This window comes from Pseudomonas tensinigenes (genome assembly GCF_014268445.2).
In the GTDB taxonomy this organism is placed as follows: Bacteria; Pseudomonadota; Gammaproteobacteria; order Pseudomonadales; family Pseudomonadaceae; genus Aquipseudomonas; species Aquipseudomonas tensinigenes.
In genome coordinates this window covers 2,041,937-2,060,011 of record NZ_CP077089.1, presented here as the reverse complement: position 1 = coordinate 2,060,011, position 18,075 = coordinate 2,041,937, and the positions used below count along the sequence as shown (strand labels likewise).

Annotated in this window: 13 protein-coding genes; 2 read left to right on the top strand and 11 right to left on the bottom strand. The window is 59.5% G+C overall.

Features of this window, described 5'->3' with window-relative positions; genetic code table 11:
• Positions 1-36 precede the first annotated feature (36 nt).
• The 11 genes from motD to HU718_RS09025 form a co-directional block, all read right to left on the bottom strand.
• Complete coding sequence (motD, locus tag HU718_RS09075) at positions 37-927, bottom strand: flagellar motor protein MotD (protein WP_034151519.1); 891 nt, start codon at positions 925-927, stop codon at positions 37-39.
• A 12-nt stretch (positions 928-939) separates the two neighbouring features.
• The gene (locus tag HU718_RS09070; protein WP_186616610.1) at positions 940-1,680 is read right to left on the bottom strand and encodes a flagellar motor protein; all 741 of its coding nucleotides are present in this window, start codon (positions 1,678-1,680) and stop codon (positions 940-942) included.
• Complete coding sequence (locus HU718_RS09065; RefSeq protein ID WP_038363876.1) at positions 1,680-2,828, bottom strand: protein-glutamate methylesterase/protein-glutamine glutaminase; 1,149 nt, start codon at positions 2,826-2,828, stop codon at positions 1,680-1,682. The genes HU718_RS09070 and HU718_RS09065 overlap by 1 nt, the downstream gene beginning before the upstream one ends.
• Positions 2,829-2,877: 49 nt before the next feature.
• The gene (locus HU718_RS09060; protein WP_150729829.1) at positions 2,878-5,148 is read right to left on the bottom strand and encodes a chemotaxis protein CheA; all 2,271 of its coding nucleotides are present in this window, start codon (positions 5,146-5,148) and stop codon (positions 2,878-2,880) included.
• Positions 5,149-5,202: 54 nt separating this feature from the next.
• Positions 5,203-5,991 (bottom strand): protein phosphatase CheZ, encoded by a 789-nt coding sequence (locus HU718_RS09055; RefSeq protein WP_007920000.1) that lies wholly within the window; start codon positions 5,989-5,991, stop codon positions 5,203-5,205.
• Between the two features lie 18 nt (positions 5,992-6,009).
• Positions 6,010-6,381, bottom strand: a complete 372-nt coding sequence (locus tag HU718_RS09050) for a chemotaxis response regulator CheY (RefSeq protein WP_161986607.1) — start codon at positions 6,379-6,381, stop codon at positions 6,010-6,012.
• Between the two features lie 166 nt (positions 6,382-6,547).
• Positions 6,548-7,288, bottom strand: coding sequence for an RNA polymerase sigma factor FliA (fliA, locus tag HU718_RS09045; RefSeq protein WP_093439777.1), 741 nt, complete (start codon positions 7,286-7,288; stop codon positions 6,548-6,550).
• Positions 7,285-8,115 (bottom strand): flagellar synthesis regulator FleN, encoded by an 831-nt coding sequence (fleN, locus tag HU718_RS09040; RefSeq protein ID WP_003222917.1) that lies wholly within the window; start codon positions 8,113-8,115, stop codon positions 7,285-7,287. The genes fliA and fleN overlap by 4 nt, the downstream gene beginning before the upstream one ends.
• Positions 8,116-8,231: 116 nt before the next feature.
• Entirely contained in the window at positions 8,232-9,572 is a 1,341-nt protein-coding gene (flhF, locus tag HU718_RS09035; RefSeq protein ID WP_008077677.1) for a flagellar biosynthesis GTPase FlhF, read from the bottom strand.
• 11 nt (positions 9,573-9,583) lie between these two features.
• Positions 9,584-11,713: a flagellar biosynthesis protein FlhA gene (gene flhA / locus HU718_RS09030; RefSeq protein WP_095119910.1), complete on the bottom strand. Its 2,130-nt coding sequence runs from the start codon at positions 11,711-11,713 to the stop codon at positions 9,584-9,586.
• A 281-nt stretch (positions 11,714-11,994) separates the two neighbouring features.
• The gene (locus HU718_RS09025) at positions 11,995-12,663 is read right to left on the bottom strand and encodes a hypothetical protein (protein WP_186616609.1); all 669 of its coding nucleotides are present in this window, start codon (positions 12,661-12,663) and stop codon (positions 11,995-11,997) included.
• Between the two features lie 587 nt (positions 12,664-13,250).
• Between HU718_RS09025 and HU718_RS09020 the strand changes: the two genes are divergently transcribed.
• Both HU718_RS09020 and HU718_RS09015 read left to right on the top strand, forming a co-directional pair.
• On the top strand, positions 13,251-13,610 hold the full coding sequence (locus HU718_RS09020; RefSeq protein WP_217868273.1) for a DUF6124 family protein: 360 nt from the start codon (positions 13,251-13,253) through the stop codon (positions 13,608-13,610).
• Between the two features lie 289 nt (positions 13,611-13,899).
• Positions 13,900-17,517 carry a hypothetical protein gene (locus tag HU718_RS09015; protein WP_217868272.1) on the top strand — a complete coding sequence of 1,206 codons (3,618 nt, stop codon included), beginning with the start codon at positions 13,900-13,902 and terminating at the stop codon, positions 17,515-17,517.
• Positions 17,518-18,075 lie beyond the last annotated feature (558 nt).

Here is an 18,075-nt window from a genome sequence, read left to right as displayed (position 1 = left end):
GTTCCTCCCGGCCGATATGCTCGACCGAGACATAGCTCAGCGTGTTAATGCGGGTGACGGAGAATTGACGGCACTCTCGCGTCCCGGCGTCTTGACCGGGGTCGGTGCAGTTTGTGTGCCAGCACGCTTCAACGCAGCGTCCGGTTGCGCATTGGCGGTTCCGGTGCCCGTGAGACTGCGACGTACATCGAGATTGCGCGACACCACCAGAACCACCCGGCGGTTTTTCCCCCGGCCTTCAGCGGTAGCGTTGTTGGCCACCGGTTGAAACTCGCCGTAACCCACCGACGCCAATCGGCCAGGGTTCACACCCTGCATGGCCAGCATGCGCACGATGCTCGCCGACCGCGCCGAGGACAGTTCCCAGTTGGTCGGGTACTGCGCGGTGCGGATCGGCTGATCATCGGTGAAGCCTTCGACGTGAATCGGGTTGTCGAACGGTTTCAGAATCGCTGCAACCTTGTCGATGATGTTGAAGGCAATGTCGCTCGGCATGGCATCGCCACTGCCGAACAACAGGCTGGAATTGAGTTCGATCTCGACCCACAGCTCGTTGCCACGCACAGTCATCTGGTTGGAACTGATCAAGTCGCCGAACGCAGCGCTGATGTCATCGGCGATGCTTTTCAGCGGATCGCTGGCGCCGGCGATACCGGCGTCGATCTGCTCGGCGTCCTTGACCAGCGGCTTGGCCGGGGTCACGGTTTTCGGCCGCTCGTCACCAATCGGAATCGGCTTGAGCGCGCGGTCGGAGTCCTTGAAGACCCCGACCAGCGCTTCTGAAATCTCTTTGTACTTGCCTTCGTTGATCGACGAAATCGAGTACATGACCACGAAGAACGCGAACAGCAACGTGATGAAGTCAGCGTAGGAAACCAGCCAGCGTTCGTGGTTTACATGCTCTTCCTGGTGGCGACGACGTGCCATGAGGTTATTCCCTTAATCCATGAAGCCTTGCAGCTTCAACTCAATGGAGCGAGGGTTTTCACCTTCGGCGATCGACAAAATGCCTTCCAACAACATTTCGCGATAACGCGACTGCCGCAACGCGATTGACTTCAATTTGGCTGCCACCGGCAGCAGGATCAGGTTGGCACTGGCCACACCATAGATGGTCGCGACGAAAGCCACAGCAATGCCGCTGCCCAACTGGGTCGGATCAGCAAGATTGCCCATCACGTGGATCAGGCCCATCACCGCGCCGATGATGCCGATGGTCGGCGCGTAGCCGCCCATGCTTTCGAAGACTTTCGCGGCTTCGATGTCGCGGGCTTCCTGGGTGTAGAAATCCACTTCGAGGATGCTGCGAATCGCTTCCGGCTCGGCACCGTCGACCAACAGTTGCAGGCCTTTGCGCGAGTAGTTGTCCGGTTCGGCATCGGCCACGCCTTCCAGACCCAACAAACCTTCCTTGCGTGCGGTGAGGCTCCAGTTGACCACGCTATCAATGCCGCCGGCCAAGTCCACACGCGGCGGGAAGAAGATCCACGCCAGAATCTGCATGGCGCGTTTGAACGCGCTCATCGGCGATTGCAGCAGTGCGGCACCGATGGTGCCGCCCAGTACGATCAATGCCGCCGGGCCGTTGGCCAGCGCACCGAGGTGACCACCCTCAAGGTAGTTACCACCGATGATGGCGACGAACGCCATGATGATCCCGATAAGGCTTAGAACATCCATCAGATACACGCCTCGACAATGTGTTTGCCGATGTCGTCGAGGCTGTATACCGCGTCGGCGAGGTCGGCTTTGACGATGGCCATCGGCATGCCGTAGATCACACAACTGGCTTCATCCTGCGCCCACACGGCACTACCGCCCTGCTTGAGCAGACGCGCGCCTTCACGGCCGTCGGCGCCCATACCGGTCAGTACGACCGCCAGAACTTTGTCGCCGTAGGATTTCGCCGCCGAACCGAAGGTGATGTCCACGCACGGCTTGTAGTTCAGACGCTCGTCGCCCGGGAGGATTTTCACCGCGCCACGGCCATCGATCATCATTTGCTTGCCACCAGGAGCGAGCAACGCCAGGCCCGGACGCAGGATGTCGCCATCCTCGGCTTCCTTGACGCTGATGCGGCACAGCTTGTCGAGACGCTCGGCAAACGCCTTGGTGAACGCTGCCGGCATGTGCTGGATCAGCACGATCGGCGCCGGAAAGTTCGCTGGCAACTGAGTCAGCACGCGTTGCAGGGCAACCGGGCCGCCCGTCGACGTACCAATGGCAACCAGTTTGTAGGCTTTGCGTTTCGGTGCCGGCGACGAAGCGCTGGCAGCCGGAGCACGGCTTGGAGCAGGTGCATGCACAGGCGCGGGTGCCGGACGTGCCGGTGCGCTGGTGCTGTGGCTGCTGAAGCTGGATGGCGCCGGAGCCGGTGCAGGCGTTGGCGCTGCGGCTGGAGCCGGTGCGCTATAAGCACTGAAACGACGATTACTGCGCGAGATGCTATGCACCTTCTCGCACAGCAATTGCTTGACCTTCTCGGGATTGCGCGAGATGTCTTCGAAATTCTTCGGCAGGAAATCCACCGCGCCGGCGTCCAGCGCATCGAGGGTGACCCGGGCGCCTTCGTGGGTCAGCGAGGAGAACATCAACACCGGGGTCGGGCAGCGCTGCATGATGTGCCGCACTGCCGTGATGCCATCCATCATCGGCATCTCGTAGTCCATGGTGATCACGTCCGGCTTGAGTGCCAGCGCCTGATCGATCGCCTCTTTACCGTTGGTGGCGGTGCCGACCACCTGAATGCTCGGATCCGCTGAAAGAATTTCCGAGACGCGGCGGCGGAAAAAACCCGAATCGTCCACCACCAGGACTTTGACTGCCATAAACACTCCATTAGGTGCAGCGGGACGTTGTCGCCCCGCCGCCCCGGATTCAAATACGCCGTGCGGCGTAACGCTTGAGCATGCTTGGAACATCGAGAATCAGCGCGATGCGGCCGTCACCCGTGATGGTGGCGCCGGACATGCCCGGAGTGCCCTGCAGCATTTTGCCCAATGGCTTGATGACCACTTCTTCCTGACCGACCAGTTGATCGACGACGAAGCCGATCCGCTGGGTGCCCACCGAAAGGATCACCACGTGGCCTTCACGCTGCTCTTCGTGAGCGGCGGAGCTGACCAGCCAGCGCTTGAGGTAGAACAATGGCAGCGCCTTGTCCCGCACGATCACCACTTCCTGACCGTCGACGACGTTGGTGGTCGACAGGTCGAGGTGGAAGATTTCGTTGACGTTGACCAGCGGGAACGCAAACGCCTGATTGCCGAGCATCACCATCAGGGTTGGCATGATCGCGAGGGTCAGCGGCACCTTGATGACGATCTTCGAGCCTTGGCCCTTGGTCGAGTAGATGTTGATCGAACCGTTGAGCTGGGAAATCTTGGTCTTCACCACGTCCATGCCGACGCCACGGCCGGAGACGTCGGATATCTCGGTCTTGGTCGAGAAACCCGGGGCGAAAATCAGGTTGTAGCACTCGGTGTCGCTGAGGCGATCGGCCGCGTCCTTGTCCATCACACCGCGTTTAACCGCGATGGCGCGCAGGACGTTCGGGTCCATGCCTTTGCCGTCATCGGAAATCGACAGCAGGATATGGTCGCCCTCTTGCTCGGCCGCCAGAACAACACGACCACCACGGGCCTTGCCCGACGCTTCGCGTTCTTCCGGCGACTCGATGCCGTGGTCGACGGCGTTGCGCACCAAGTGGACCAGCGGGTCGGCCAGGGCCTCGACAAGGTTTTTGTCGAGGTCGGTTTCTTCACCCACCAGTTCCAGGTTGATCTCTTTCTTGAGCTGACGCGCGAGGTCACGAACCAGGCGCGGGAAGCGCCCGAAGACCTTCTTGATCGGCTGCATCCGCGTCTTCATGACGGCAGTCTGCAAGTCAGCCGTGACCACGTCGAGGTTCGACACGGCCTTTTGCATGGCTTCATCGCCGCTGTTCAGACCCAGGCGCACCAGACGGTTACGCACCAGCACCAGCTCGCCGACCATGTTCATGATTTCGTCGAGACGTGCAGTGTCGACGCGCACGGTGGTTTCGGCTTCGCTTGCCGGTTTTTCCGGTGGCGGTGTTGCCGGCGCACGGGCCGGAGCCGGTGCAGCAGCGGCAGCCGGTTTTGGCGCTTCGGCTTTTGGCTCAGGCTTGGCGGCAGGCTTGGGCGCTGCAGCAGCGGCCGGTGCCTTGGCGGCAGGCGTGGCGACGGTCGAAGCACTGCCAGCAGCGGCGGTGCCGACTTCGGAGAACTTGCCTTTACCGTGCAATTCGTCGAGCAGCGATTCGAACTCGTGATCGCTGATCAGATCGCTGCCGGCAGCGGCGGCCGCTGGAGCAGCCGGCGCCGGTGCCGAAGCAATCGCCGACTCCAGCGCGTCCACGGCAAAGTTGCCCTTGCCATGCAACTGATCGAGCAGGGCTTCGAATTCGTCGTCGGTGATGTCGGAGCTGTCGCCCTTGGCCGGAGCCGCAGGGGCTGCCGCCGCTGGTGCAACCGCGTCCACCGCGAACTGGCCCTTGCCGTGCAACTGATCGAGCAACGACTCGAACTCGGCATCGGTGATTTCATCGCTCGCGGCTTCAGCGGCCGTTTGCGCAGGTGCAGCAGCGGCCGGGGCCTCGGCTTCGGCCTTGACGGCGTTCAGCGAATCCAGCAGCTGTTCGAATTCGTTATCGGTGATGTCGCCCGACGCGTCGCCTTCGACGACCAGTTCTTCGATCATCTCGGCCACTGGCGAAACCGGGGCTGCGTCCGCCGATTGCGGTTCGGCCAGACGCGCCAGGGCGGCCAGCAGTTCCGGGGTGGCCGCGGTGATCGGCGCACGCTCACGAACCTCAGTGAACATGCTGTTCACCGCGTCCAGTGCTTCGAGGACAACGTCCATCAGTTCTGCATCAACGCGACGCTCACCCTTGCGCAGGATGTCGAACACGTTTTCGGCGATGTGACAGCACTCCACCAGCTCATTGAGCTGAAGGAAGCCGGCGCCCCCTTTTACAGTGTGGAAACCGCGAAAAATTGCGTTGAGCAGATCTGCGTCATCCGGGCGGCTTTCCAGCTCGACCAGTTGTTCGGACAGTTGCTCAAGAATCTCGCCGGCCTCAACCAGGAAATCCTGAAGGATCTCTTCATCGGCGCCGAAGCTCATTAATGGGGTGCTCCTACAGGTCTAAAAACCCAAAAAACCTAAAATTCCAAAACTCTAGAACCCGAGGCTGGATAACAAATCGTCCACATCGTCCTGACCGGACACAACGTCTTCTCGTTTATCGGCATGAATCTGCGGACCTTCACCCTGCGAGAGATGTTTTTGTGGATCTTTTTCTGCAAGCATCGCGGCGCGGTCATGTTCGATGCCCGCAAAGCGGTCGACCTGACTGGCCATGAGCACGAGTTTGAGCAAATTGCTTTCGACTTCGGTGACCAGTTGAGTCACACGCTTGATCACCTGACCGGTGAGGTCCTGGTAATCCTGGGCCAGCAGGATGTCGTTGAGATTGCTCGACACCGCACGGTTGTCCGTGCTGCTGCGTGACAGAAAACCGTCGACCCGGCGCGCCAGTTCACGGAACTCTTCAGCCCCGACCTCGCGACGCATGAAGCGACCCCAATCGGCACTCAAGGTCTGCGCTTCATCAGCCAGACTGTTGACCACCGGCGTGGCGCTTTCCACCAGATCCATGGTGCGGTTGGCCGCGGCTTCCGTCAGCTTGACCACATAGCCCAGGCGTTCGGTGGCGTCGGTGATTTGCGACACTTCCTCGGCCTGCGGCATGTTCGGGTCGATCTGGAAGTTGACGATCGCACTGTGCAGTTCACGTGTGAGCTTGCCCACTTCCTGATACAGGCCACGGTCACGGGTCTGATTGAGCTCATGGATCAGTTGCACAGCGTCGCCGAACCTGCCTTTTTCAAGGCTTTCGACCAGTTCGACCGCGTGTTTTTTCAGGGTCGACTCGAAATCGCCCTGTGAAGATTCGTTATGCTCCATAGCTCCCCCGCGCGTTCATCAGCCGATGCGTTCGAAAATCTTCTCGATTTTGTCTTTCAACGCCTGAGCCGTGAAAGGTTTGACTACGTAGCCGTTTACACCGGCCTGAGCGGCCTCGATGATCTGCTCGCGCTTGGCTTCTGCAGTCACCATCAGCACTGGCAGGTGCTTGAGTTTTTCATCGGCACGCACGTGGCGCAGCAGGTCGATACCGGTCATGCCCGGCATGTTCCAGTCCGTTACCAGAAAGTCGATGCTTCCGCTGTTGAGCACTGGAATGGCAGTCACGCCATCGTCAGCCTCGACGGTGTTGGTGAACCCAAGATCACGCAGCAGGTTCTTGATGATCCGCCGCATCGTTGAGAAGTCATCAACGATGAGGATTTTCATGTCTTTGTTCAATTCGACCTCCAAGCAGTCTTAAACGCGCCCAGCACCTGGACGCGCCACTTCAATCAATCGGCGCAGCACTCGAAGACTGTCTGGAGCACAACAGAGCAAGACCGGTGCCGTTCATCACCGCACCAGCCTCGTTCGCAGTGTCCCCACACTGCCTTCAGCGCGCTCGCCACTCCCCCAAACGCCCCCGCAAACGGGCCGCGCACTGGCTGTGTAACTGGCTGACCCGCGATTCACTGACGCCAAGGACTTCACCGATCTCCTTGAGGTTCAGCTCTTCGTCGTAGTACAGCGCCAACACCAGTCGCTCACGCTCCGGCAAATTGGCAATCGCGTCCGCCAGCGCCGCCTGGAAGCGTTCATCTTCCAGATCGCGTGACGGCTCCATATGAGCACTCGCGCCATCCTCGTGCAGCCCTTCGTGTTCGCCGTCCTGCAACAGGTCGTCGAAACTGAACAGGCGACTGCCCAAGGTGTCATTCAAAATCCCGTAGTAATCGTCGAGACTCAATTGGAGTTCGGCCGCAACCTCGTGATCTTTAGCATCACGGCCGGTTTTAGCTTCAATTGAGCGAATTGCGTCGCTGACCATCCGGGTATTGCGGTGAACCGAGCGTGGCGCCCAGTCCCCTTTGCGCACTTCGTCGAGCATCGCGCCGCGGATTCGTATGCCCGCGTACGTTTCGAAACTGGCGCCTTTGCTGGCGTCATATTTGGTCGAGACTTCGAGCAGGCCGATCATCCCGGCCTGGATCAGGTCTTCGACCTGCACACTCGCCGGCAAGCGTGCCAGCAAGTGATAGGCAATGCGTTTGACCAGTGGCGCGTAACGCTCGATCAACTCGTACTGCGCGTCACGTGCTGACTTCTTGTAGTAGTTCATACCGCTTGCTGTCATAGCACGGGCCCTGCCGTTTGCTGCACGAGGCGCTCGACGAAAAACTCAAGGTGGCCACGCGGGTTGGCGGGCAGCGGCCAGGTGTCGACCTTCTGCGCGATCGCCTTGAACGCCAGTGCGCACTTGGAACGCGGAAAGGCTTCGTACACCGCACGCTGCTTCTGCACCGCTTTACGCACGCTTTCGTCGTAAGGCACGGCGCCGACGTATTGTAGAGCGACGTCAAGGAAGCGATCCGTGACCTTGGTCAACTTGGCAAACAGGTTGCGCCCTTCCTGCGGGCTCTGCGCCATGTTGGCGAGGACGCGGAAGCGGTTCATGCCGTAATCGCGGTTGAGCAGTTTGATCAGCGCGTAGGCGTCGGTAATGGACGTCGGCTCGTCGCAGACCACCAGCAACACTTCCTGCGCGGCGCGTACAAAACTGACTACCGAGTCACCAATACCCGCAGCGGTGTCGATCACCAATACGTCGAGATTGTCGCCGATGTCGCTGAACGCCTGAATCAGACCGGCGTGTTGCGCCGGGCTCAGGTGCACCATGCTCTGCGTGCCGGACGCGGCCGGGACGATGCGGATGCCACCGGGGCCTTGCAACAGCACGTCGCGCAACTCGCAACGGCCTTCGATGACGTCGGCCAGCGTGCGTTTAGGGGTCAGCCCCAACAATACGTCAACGTTCGCCAGACCGAGGTCGGCGTCCAGCAGCATGACCCGACGGCCAAGCTCTGCCAGCGCCAGCGACAAGTTCACTGACACGTTAGTCTTGCCGACGCCACCTTTGCCGCCGGTCACCGCGATCACCTGTACGGGATGCATGCTGCCCATGTTATTTCTTTACCTTGTCTTGCATAGACGGAGGCCACATTACTGGCTGCGCGTTCACAACCGGAACAATGCATGGCAGACCATCGATGTAGGTACAAAAACTGTTCATGAATACCTCAGCCTACCTGCTTGGTCGGGCTGTGATAGATATCAGCGAACATGTCAGCCATGGCTTCTTCGCTGGGTTCTTCCTGCATTTGCACGCTGACGGCGCGGCTGACCAGTTGATGACGGCGCGGCAGATGCAAATCATCCGGAATCCGTGGGCCATCGGTCAGGTACGCGACCGGCAATTCATGACTGATCGCCAGGCTCAACACTTCGCCAAGGCTGGCCGTTTCATCCAGTTTAGTCAGGATGCACCCGGCTAGCCCGCAACGCTTGTAACTGTGATAAGCGGCGGTTAGAACCTGTTTCTGGCTGGTGGTTGCCAAGACCAGATAATTTTTTGAACGAATGCCACGTCCGGCCAGACTTTCCAGCTGCATGCGCAGCGCCGGATCACTGGCTTGCAGGCCGGCAGTATCGATCAATACCACGCGTTTGCGCAGCAGTGGATCCAGTGCCTGCACCAGCGATTGGCCCGGATCGACGTGAGTCACCGGCACATTGAGAATGCGGCCCAGCGTCTTCAGTTGTTCCTGAGCGCCGATGCGGAAACTGTCCATGCTCACCAGCGCGACATTCTGCGCGCCGTATTTCAGCACATAACGCGCGGCAAGCTTGGCGAGTGTAGTGGTCTTGCCCATGCCGGCCGGGCCGACCATGGCAATCACACCGCCCTCTTCCAGCGGCTCGACTTCCGGCACGGCAATCATCCGCGCCAGATGCGCAAGCAGCATGCGCCAGGCCTGACGCGGTTCTTCGATATCAGTGATCATCGCCAGCAGATCGCGCGACAACGGGCCGGACAGACCGATACGTTGCAGACGGCGATACAGGTTGGCTTGCGCCGGACGGCTGCCTTGCAGCTGATTCCAGGCCAGAGTGCCGAGCTGAACTTCCATCAGCTCGCGCAGGCTGTTCAATTCAAAACGCATCGAATCCAGTGCGCGCGGATCAACACCGCCGGAGGACTGCGCAGGCGCCGGGGCCGGACGCGCCGGGGCGGCGTAAGTCGGCTCGCTCAGCGGTTCAGCGGCAGTCAGCGGCAGGCCAGCGGTCAACGGCAGGCCGGCGAAGATCTGGCGGTTGCTATTGCCATCGGCTTCGCCACGCAGGCTCAACTCGGCCTGGGCAGTGACGATGCGCGACTGGGTCTTGCGCAGCTCGTCTTCGAGTTCCATGTTCGGAACCCGTGGCGCCAGCGCCGACAATTTGTAATCCAGTGCCGCCGTCAGCTCGACACCGCCGGCAATGCGGCGGTTACCAATGATGGCGGCATCAGCGCCCAGCTCATCACGAACCAGCTTCATGGCCTGACGCATATCGGCGGCAAAGAAACGCTTAACTTGCATAAACCACTACCTCAGCCGTTGGGCCCTACTGTCGCAACGATGGTCACTTGCTTGTTGTCCGGTATTTCCTGGTAGGCCAGCACATGCAATCCAGGGACTGCGAGGCGGCCAAAGCGCGAGAGCATCGCGCGGATCGGGCCAGCGACCAAAAGGATCACCGGCTGACCTTGCATTTCCTGACGCTGCGCCGCTTCGATGAGCGAACGCTGCAGCTTCTCGGCCATGCTTGGCTCCAGCAGAACGCCCTCTTCCGAGCCTTGTCCTGCCTTCTGCAGACTATTGAGCAATATTTGTTCCAACCTTGGTTCCAAGGTGATCACAGGCAGCTCCGACTCAGTGCCTACAATGCTTTGGACGATGGCGCGGGATACGCCGACCCGTACAGCGGCGACCAACGCGGCGGTATCTTGACTCTTCGCGGCGTTGTTGGCGATGGCTTCGGCAATGCTGCGGATATCGCGCACCGGTACGTGTTCAGCCAACAGCGCCTGCAGCACTTTGAGCAACTGCGACAACGTGACCACGCCCGGCACCAGCTCTTCAGCCAGTTTCGGCGAGCTTTTGGCCAGCAATTGCATGAGTTGCTGCACTTCTTCGTGGCCGATCAGCTCACTGGAGTGCTTGTACAGAATCTGGTTCAAGTGCGTGGCGACCACGGTGCTGGCGTCGACCACGGTGTAACCGAGCGATTGTGCCTGGGCCCGCTGGCTGATTTCGATCCACACCGCCTCCAGGCCGAAAGCCGGATCTTTGGCGTTGATACCGTTGAGCGTGCCGTAGACCTGGCCCGGGTTGATCGCCAGCTCGCGATCCGGGTAGATCTCGGCCTCGGCGAGGATCACCCCCATCAGGGTCAGGCGATAGGCGCTGGGCGCCAGATCGAGGTTGTCACGAATATGCACAGTGGGCATCAGGAAGCCCAGATCCTGCGAGAGTTTCTTGCGCACGCCCTTGATCCGCGCCAGCAATTGCCCGCCCTGATTGCGGTCCACCAGCGGGATCAGGCGATAGCCGACTTCCAGGCCGATCATGTCGATCGGCGTCACGTCATCCCAGCCCAGCTCCTTGGTTTCCATGGCACGGGCCGGCGACGGCAGCAGCTCCTGCTGACGCTTGACCTCTTCCAGCGCCACGACCTTGGCCACGTTCTGCTTCTTCCAGAACAGGTACGCGCCACCAGCGGCCAGCGCGGCCATGGTCAGGAACGAGAAGTGCGGCATACCCGGCACCAGGCCCATGACCGCCATCATCCCGGCCGCCACCGCCAGCGCTTTCGGCGAGGCGAACATCTGGCGATTGATCTGCTTGCCCATGTCTTCCGAACCGGAAGCACGGGTCACCATGATCGCCGCGGCTGTAGATAACAACAGTGATGGCAATTGCGCCACTAAACCGTCACCGATGGTCAGCAAGGCGTAAACCTTGCCGGCGTCGGCGAAGCTCATGTTGTGCTGGAAGATACCGACGGCCATACCGCCGATGAGGTTGATGAACAGAATCAGCAGGCCGGCGATGGCGTCACCACGGACGAACTTGCTGGCACCGTCCATCGAACCATAGAACTCGGCCTCTTGGGCGACTTCCTGACGGCGCGCCTTGGCCTGGTTCTGGTCAATCAGACCGGCGTTGAGGTCGGCGTCGATCGCCATTTGTTTGCCGGGCATCGCATCGAGGGTGAAACGCGCGCTCACCTCGGAAATCCGCCCGGCACCCTTGGTCACCACGACGAAGTTGATGATCATCAAAATCGCGAAGACCACGATACCCACCACGTAGTTACCGCCGATCACCACCTCACCGAAGGCCTGAATCACCTTACCGGCAGCGGCGTGGCCGTCCTGACCGTGGAGCATGACCACCCGCGTCGAGGCCACGTTCAACGCCAGCCGCAGCAAGGTCGCGACCAGCAGAATCGTCGGGAACACGGCGAAATCCAGCGGCCGCAGCGCATACACGCAGACCAGCAGGACGACGATCGACAGCGCGATGTTGAAGGTGAAAAACACGTCGAGCAGGAACGGCGGAATCGGCAACATCATCATTGCCAACATGACCAGCAGCAACAACGGCACGCCCAGATTGCCTCGACTGAGGTCGGCAACATTCGAGCGAGCTGTGTTGAATAACTGAGAGCGATCCACCGGTTTTCCCCGTTCCTTTAAAGCAAACTTTTGACGCCCAGAGCGGGCTCACGGCGGGTACTGCAAGAAGCTTTCCAACTTTTGCAGCGAAGTGAAATAGAGGGGATTGAGCGGGGCGAGAAGCGATCTTTTCAGGTAAAGCGGAGTCAGCAGATCTCATCAAGCAACTGCCAACCCCCAGCAATCAAAACGCAAAGGCACGCTCCCACACCTGTAAAACCTGACAAGTCAGACGCGCTCTCAGACGAAAGGTAAACCTGAGAATCTCGTCTAAACGCCGGTCACTGCGCGATCAGAATCTGCTTGGGCAAAATTTCGCCGAACTTGAGTTCTTTGCCATTGAGGTACTGCGTACCGCGCAGCAATTGCTCTCCCTCCACTTCGACGAAATCCTCATCCATGTACATGAAAACCACCTTGGTCTCCGGCGCACGGGTCCCGGGACCTGTCAGGTGGCTTTCCAGCAGATTGAGTGCCCAATGGAACTGGATGACCGGCAACTCACCGAGTTGAATCAAGTGATCATCTTGCAGCGATCGAAAATCCTTGCGCGCCGTGATGCGTAACGTGCGACCGCCCCTTTCAAACGTCGGCTTGCCAAAGCGCACTGCCAGCTCAGGACCGGTCGCCCACTGATCCATGTAATAGCTGGGCGAGGTGAACAGATCGAACAAGGCCTGGTTGTCGCGAATGTTCCCCGCCGCATCAAACAGGTAGTTGTAGGAATAGTGGTAAGCCAGGCCGTCCAGCTCGGGTCTGATGGCGTTGACCGGATTATCGAGATAACCCGGAATATAAACATTGGCCATTTGCACAAAGTGGGTGAAGTCCAGATCCAGATCGAAGCTCGCCGTGTAACGGATGCTCCGCTCCTTCGGGTTCTCCTCCAGCCGACCTGAAACAAAGTCCAGTGTCATTCCTTCAAGCTTTTTATAGATAGCCTCTGCCATGATCGTGCTCTCTGCGCTACGGGACTATTCCCATGCCCATGGCACCTCAGCGGGAGCGAAGCGTCTACTGTCAGAACTATCAGGTTGGGCGGGGTTTCGGACAGACGGTAAACCGGGCCTGCCCCCCCGTCTTCCGCTTTTCCATTCAAACCAGACAGACCGCTGTCGCGAGCAGGCGAAGGCCTGCAGGGGATTGCATTCCAAATGTGGGAACGAGCCTGCTCGCGAAGGGGCTAGTGACGTCAGCGCAAAATCCCTTTTAAACGCTGGCGTTTAAAAGACACCTCAAGACACGTCTTAAAGGCTACACGTCCTTGCGCCATTGCCTACAGCCAAGCCAGAATCCGCCGGCTTGTGCGCCTTGGGGGCGGGTTCTATTGTGGATCGGTCGCTGATTACTTCAGCGATCGGGTTTAGCAGCCCGGGTCAACTCTAGACGCACAAAGTCCGTCGCCGTTATGGCGGCTTTGCGTGGGGCACTTCGGTGCGCCGGGTTCTAGAGTCCTGGTCTGCTAACCCGCGTACAGCCGCCACCTCCTTCGTTAGCAGCGAACGGTGGCAGCTTCACTACTCTAGAGGCTTTACCGATGATCAAACCAACACCCAACCCACCCGAAACCGACCCCACCTCCCCCTACGAATCCCTCGATTCAAAAAAACTCCACGAAGCCGCCGACCGCGCCCTCGATCACTACCTCTGCCCACCCGGCTCCACCCCGCCGCCACGTAAAACCAGGCGGATGTACGCCGTGACCGCGGATTTCAAAAACGAGGAACTGCTGGCCGATGCCAGCGAAACGCTCGCCTCAGCCAGAACCATCGCCCAGGACTTCGCCCATCTCATACCCGCGTCGCAGCGTCGTACTTTGTTGGGGATTGCGCAGCTGATCATGCTCGGTGAACTGGCGGTGAATCGGGTGATGGATAATCTGGAGGTGCCGCAGTAGCGCGCCTCTGTGACGCACCTTGAGTGCTGAGTCGGGGCGGCTGACGCCTTCGCGAGCAGGCTCGCTCCCACAGGAATCGGTGTCGATCACCAGGCTGTGTTCACACCACCGAACCTGTGGGAGCGAGCCTGCTCGCGAAGGCGTCTTCAAAGCCTCCACATCGCTCAAGCAGGAAAAAGCAAACAACCGCTCGTCGGATACCCCCGCGCACCTGTCAGATCTGACAGGTGCGCAGTTTCCTTATTGCGCGTTAACTCACTCCGTCCCCTTCCCGCACGGAGCCGATGCCATGTCAACGCCTGATCAGCCTCTCGCCCTCACAGAACTCAACATCCCCGGTCGCAGCAAGGACCCGGTATCGCAGGACCCCGACATCTGGGGCATCAACATCGCGGCCGCGCTGGGCAACTTTCCCCTTAACGGTCTGCTGTGCCAGGCCGGGCCGTGGGGGAACATGGCGCAAGGCGACAGGTTGACGATCTTTTGGGGCACCGGGCAGAACGTCTGGGTGGAAACTGTCGACGCGACCGAGGTCAATACGCAGTTGCGCATGTTCGTGCCGTCCCGGCACATGGTCGATGGCCGTTTTGCGGTGTCCTATGTGGTCAAGCCCCTGGGCGGCATGGATCAAGCGTCCGAAGTCATGCAGGTGCTGGTCAAACTCACGCGCCCCGGCGGCGATGACGACAACGATGATGGCGGGCACTCCAAGCTGATCATGACGATTCCCAAGGAGATCGTTGACGGCGGCATCGACAAGGACAACGTCGCCGCTGGCGTGCCGATCAGCATTGGCAAGGCTGACGGCACACCGCCCTACCCCTTCGCGGCGGCGGGCGATGTCTGTCGTCTCAGCTGGGGCGGCATCTACGTGTTCAGTGCTGCGCTGACTCAGGAACAGGCCGAAGGCAAGGCGCCGATCATCATCAGCATCACGGAAGCGATCATCCGAGAGGCCGGTGATGCGGAAACGTCCGGCGTGGCCGTGGTTTTCGAGGTGTACGACTGCGTCTTTAACCGCTCCGAGGACTGGAGTGCCGAGCAACGCATCGTGGTGGCGGTGGATGCAACACGGCTGGGGGCGCCGTTGCTCAAGGAAACACTGAACAACGTGCTGGACGTCGACAAGCTGGGCGACGCCGACGGCACCGTGCAAATCATCGCCACGGATACCAGCAAGTTCACGGTCGGTGACATTCCCTACATCAGGATCAAGGGCACACCGGTCGAAGGGCCACCGATTGATCTGGAAGTAGAAGGCGCGGCGTTGACAAGCGTGCCGAGCGTTACTGACGACAAGGTTCCCAACGCCGTGCTGCGCCAGTTGGCCAAGTCGCAGATCACCTTGTCGTACCGCTTGGAAAAGGCCGACGCATCCCCTGATCTACGTTCCAAAGGCCAATTCATCCGCGCCATCGGCGAAGTCCAACGGCTGGCCGCGCCGAAAATGCTGGACGAGAACTCCGGAGCACTGGATCCCGCACTGCCCCAGGTGCGTGTCGAAATCCCCTTCGACAAATCCTTTGCCGAAGGCCAGGTCCTCAAGATATTCATGCTCGGCACCACGCCAGGCCTCAAGCCCTACCTGCCTGACCTGCCTTCACGTCCCATCACCCGTAACGACATCGTCGCGGCCCAACCGCTGCTGTACAACATCGACGGCAAACACCTGGCCCCGGTCAACGGCGGCAAGGCCGAGTTCTACTACCAGCAATTGATCGCCGAGACGGTGCTCGCCACGCTGGACCCGTACGAGACCACCCGCGCCATTCGCGAGTCGATCCACACCGAGATCCTGCAAGTCGGCGAGGCCCGCCTGGAACTGCCGCAACCGGAAGTGGCCGGCGTGGTGAACGGCGTCCTGCCCGCCGACACCGCCGGCACCACCCTGACGGTGGTGTATACCGAGACGGTCAAAGGCGATGAAGTCTTCATGTTCTGGCACGGTTCGATCACCGGCGAATATACCGACTCGATCAAGCTGAGCGAGTTCACCGCCGGACAACCGGTACCCTTCCCCATCGGGGCCGAGCTGATCAAGGGCAATGAAGGCGGATCGGTGATCGCCCGGTACGAGATCAAACGCGCCGCCGGCGGGACGAGTTATGCCGAGCCGTTGAAGTTCGATGTCGGGGTGGCACTGGAAAATCCTTTGCCAACGCCGCAGATGCCGCAAGCGCAAGGCAGCGGCGCCGCTGTGACTCTGGCACCGCTCAATGCCCAAACCGGTGGCCGGGTAATCGTGGCCTACACCGGCATGAACGACAAACACAGCATTCAACTGACCATGAGCGGTACGCCCGGCGCCGGCTCTCCGACCATCGCGCCCAAATCGGGGGTCGCCAGTGGCAGCGTTGAATTTCTGATCCCGCCGGAAGCGATTGCCGCCAACATCGGCAACACGGCGAAAACCTTCACCCTTCAATACGAAGTGACGCAGGGAACCCACAAATTCCCATCGCTAGCGCTCACGGTGACAGTCACACCGCTGCCCGCTGCGGAGCTGGACAAGCTCAGCATCGTGCAGGCCGAGGGGGATGAGCTGGATCTGAGCAAGGTCACGGCGGGCGCGACATTCCGCGCCGGGGTGTGGGCGTTCATGAAAGCTGGTCACCCCGTGCGGCTGGTGCTCAAGGGCAAGAATGCTCAAGGAAATGAGCATGATCGCGTGGTGTGGAAAGTACCGGGCTCCGCGGTCTATCAGGCTTGGATCGACACCGGAAAATATGAGCAGGTCATCCCCTACAGTTATTTGAAGGATCTGGGGCACGACACAGATCTGGAGCTGCATTACAAACTGGCACTGACCTCAAGTCAGGTCGAAGCGGACGCGATTGTCGGGCCGGTGAAGGCCTACAAGATCAAGGCTGTGGAAGATGTGAAACCGGAAATCACCTCGGTGAAGGACTCGAAAGGAGTGGAAATACCCAATAACACCGTGACCGTCGATAACAGCATCAAGTTGACCGGCACGGCGATGCCACGTCTGCAAGTAGAGATTTTTGATGAAACGACATCGAAGGGCATAGCAGAGGTGAATGGCACCACCGGCAAGTGGGAACTGGAAGTGAAAGACCTGAGCCTGACAGTGCACAACTTCAAGGCCAGGGCGTTGTACGGCACGGGTGTCGAGTCGGCGGTCTGGTCGCTGACCGTGACGGCGGCCACCGCGCCTACGCTGACCAACGTGAAGGGCTCGCCGAGCGATGTCGAAATTCCTGACGCAGGGTTCACGGTAGAAACGGCTGTAACTCTCTCCGGGATTGCTGCCAAAGGTCAGAAAGTCGAGGTGCTAGATGGCACGACGACCAAAGGTCAGCCCATCGCCGATGCAACCACTGGCGTCTGGACGTTACTGGTCGCGGGCCTGACCGTCGCCGTGCATAGCTTTACCGCCAAAGCATTGTATGGAGCGGGCGCGGTATCGGCGGTAAGAAAGCTGACGGTAACTAGAAGCTTATATGAAGATTTTGAACAGAGCTCTGCTCGTGAAATCCGCTTAAATGATCCGGTACTACTACCGAGCGGGTTGACTTTAACCGTAGTGAAGCAGTCTTTGAGGACTATGACCATTTCAAACACGGAGAGAAGTCCTGAATACGGCCTTGGAAGAAGGTCTTTAATCGTCGGTTCTGGCGGCACCATGAGAATTAGCTGGGCAGGAGCACTTACAAATATAAAATTTGCAATCTTTCATATGAATCAATCTAACGCCATTAGTTTCTTTGATACCAGTGGCAATCTCATAGCAAGAAACGCACTAACGTTTAGCACTACTAATAAACATTACCATCAGTACAGCGCCCCTCCAGGACGATACATCTCCTACTTTGAAATTGAAGCCTCTGGGGAGTCGCAAACGTCTGACGATGGGTTCTTCGTGGATGAAATAACAATAAGCTTGTAATAACTACTGGGCTAGGACTTGTCTGAGACAATCCTCACTGCCACTTTTTTCCGCATAGGATCGCACAAAGGGGACCGCACAAAGGGGACGAATTTATTTAACCAGTGATGTAAACAGCGGGGCTTATCGAGGTTTTTCTGCTGACCGGGATGGCCCTTTCGCGAGCAAGCTCGCTCCCACAGGGGGAACGCGATCGTTCCAAATGTGGGAGCGAGCCCGCTCGCGAAGAGGCTCGTGAGGTCAGCACAAAGTGCACATTAAACGCTGGCGTTTAAAAGACACCTTCAGACACGCCTTCCAGGCTACAAATTCTTGCGCCTTTGCCTACAGCTACGCCAGAATCCGCCGGCTTGTGCGCTTTGGGGTCGGGTTCTATTGTGGGGCGGTCGCTGACGAATCAGCGATCGGGTTTCGCAGCCCGGATCAATCAAGGCGCACAGCGCTCCAGTGCATTGCCATCAAGATTAATGGCAATGATGCTTCATGGCGGCTGTGCGCGGGATACCTTCGGGTATGCCGGGTTCCTTGATTCCCGGTCTGCGAACCTGCGTACAGCTG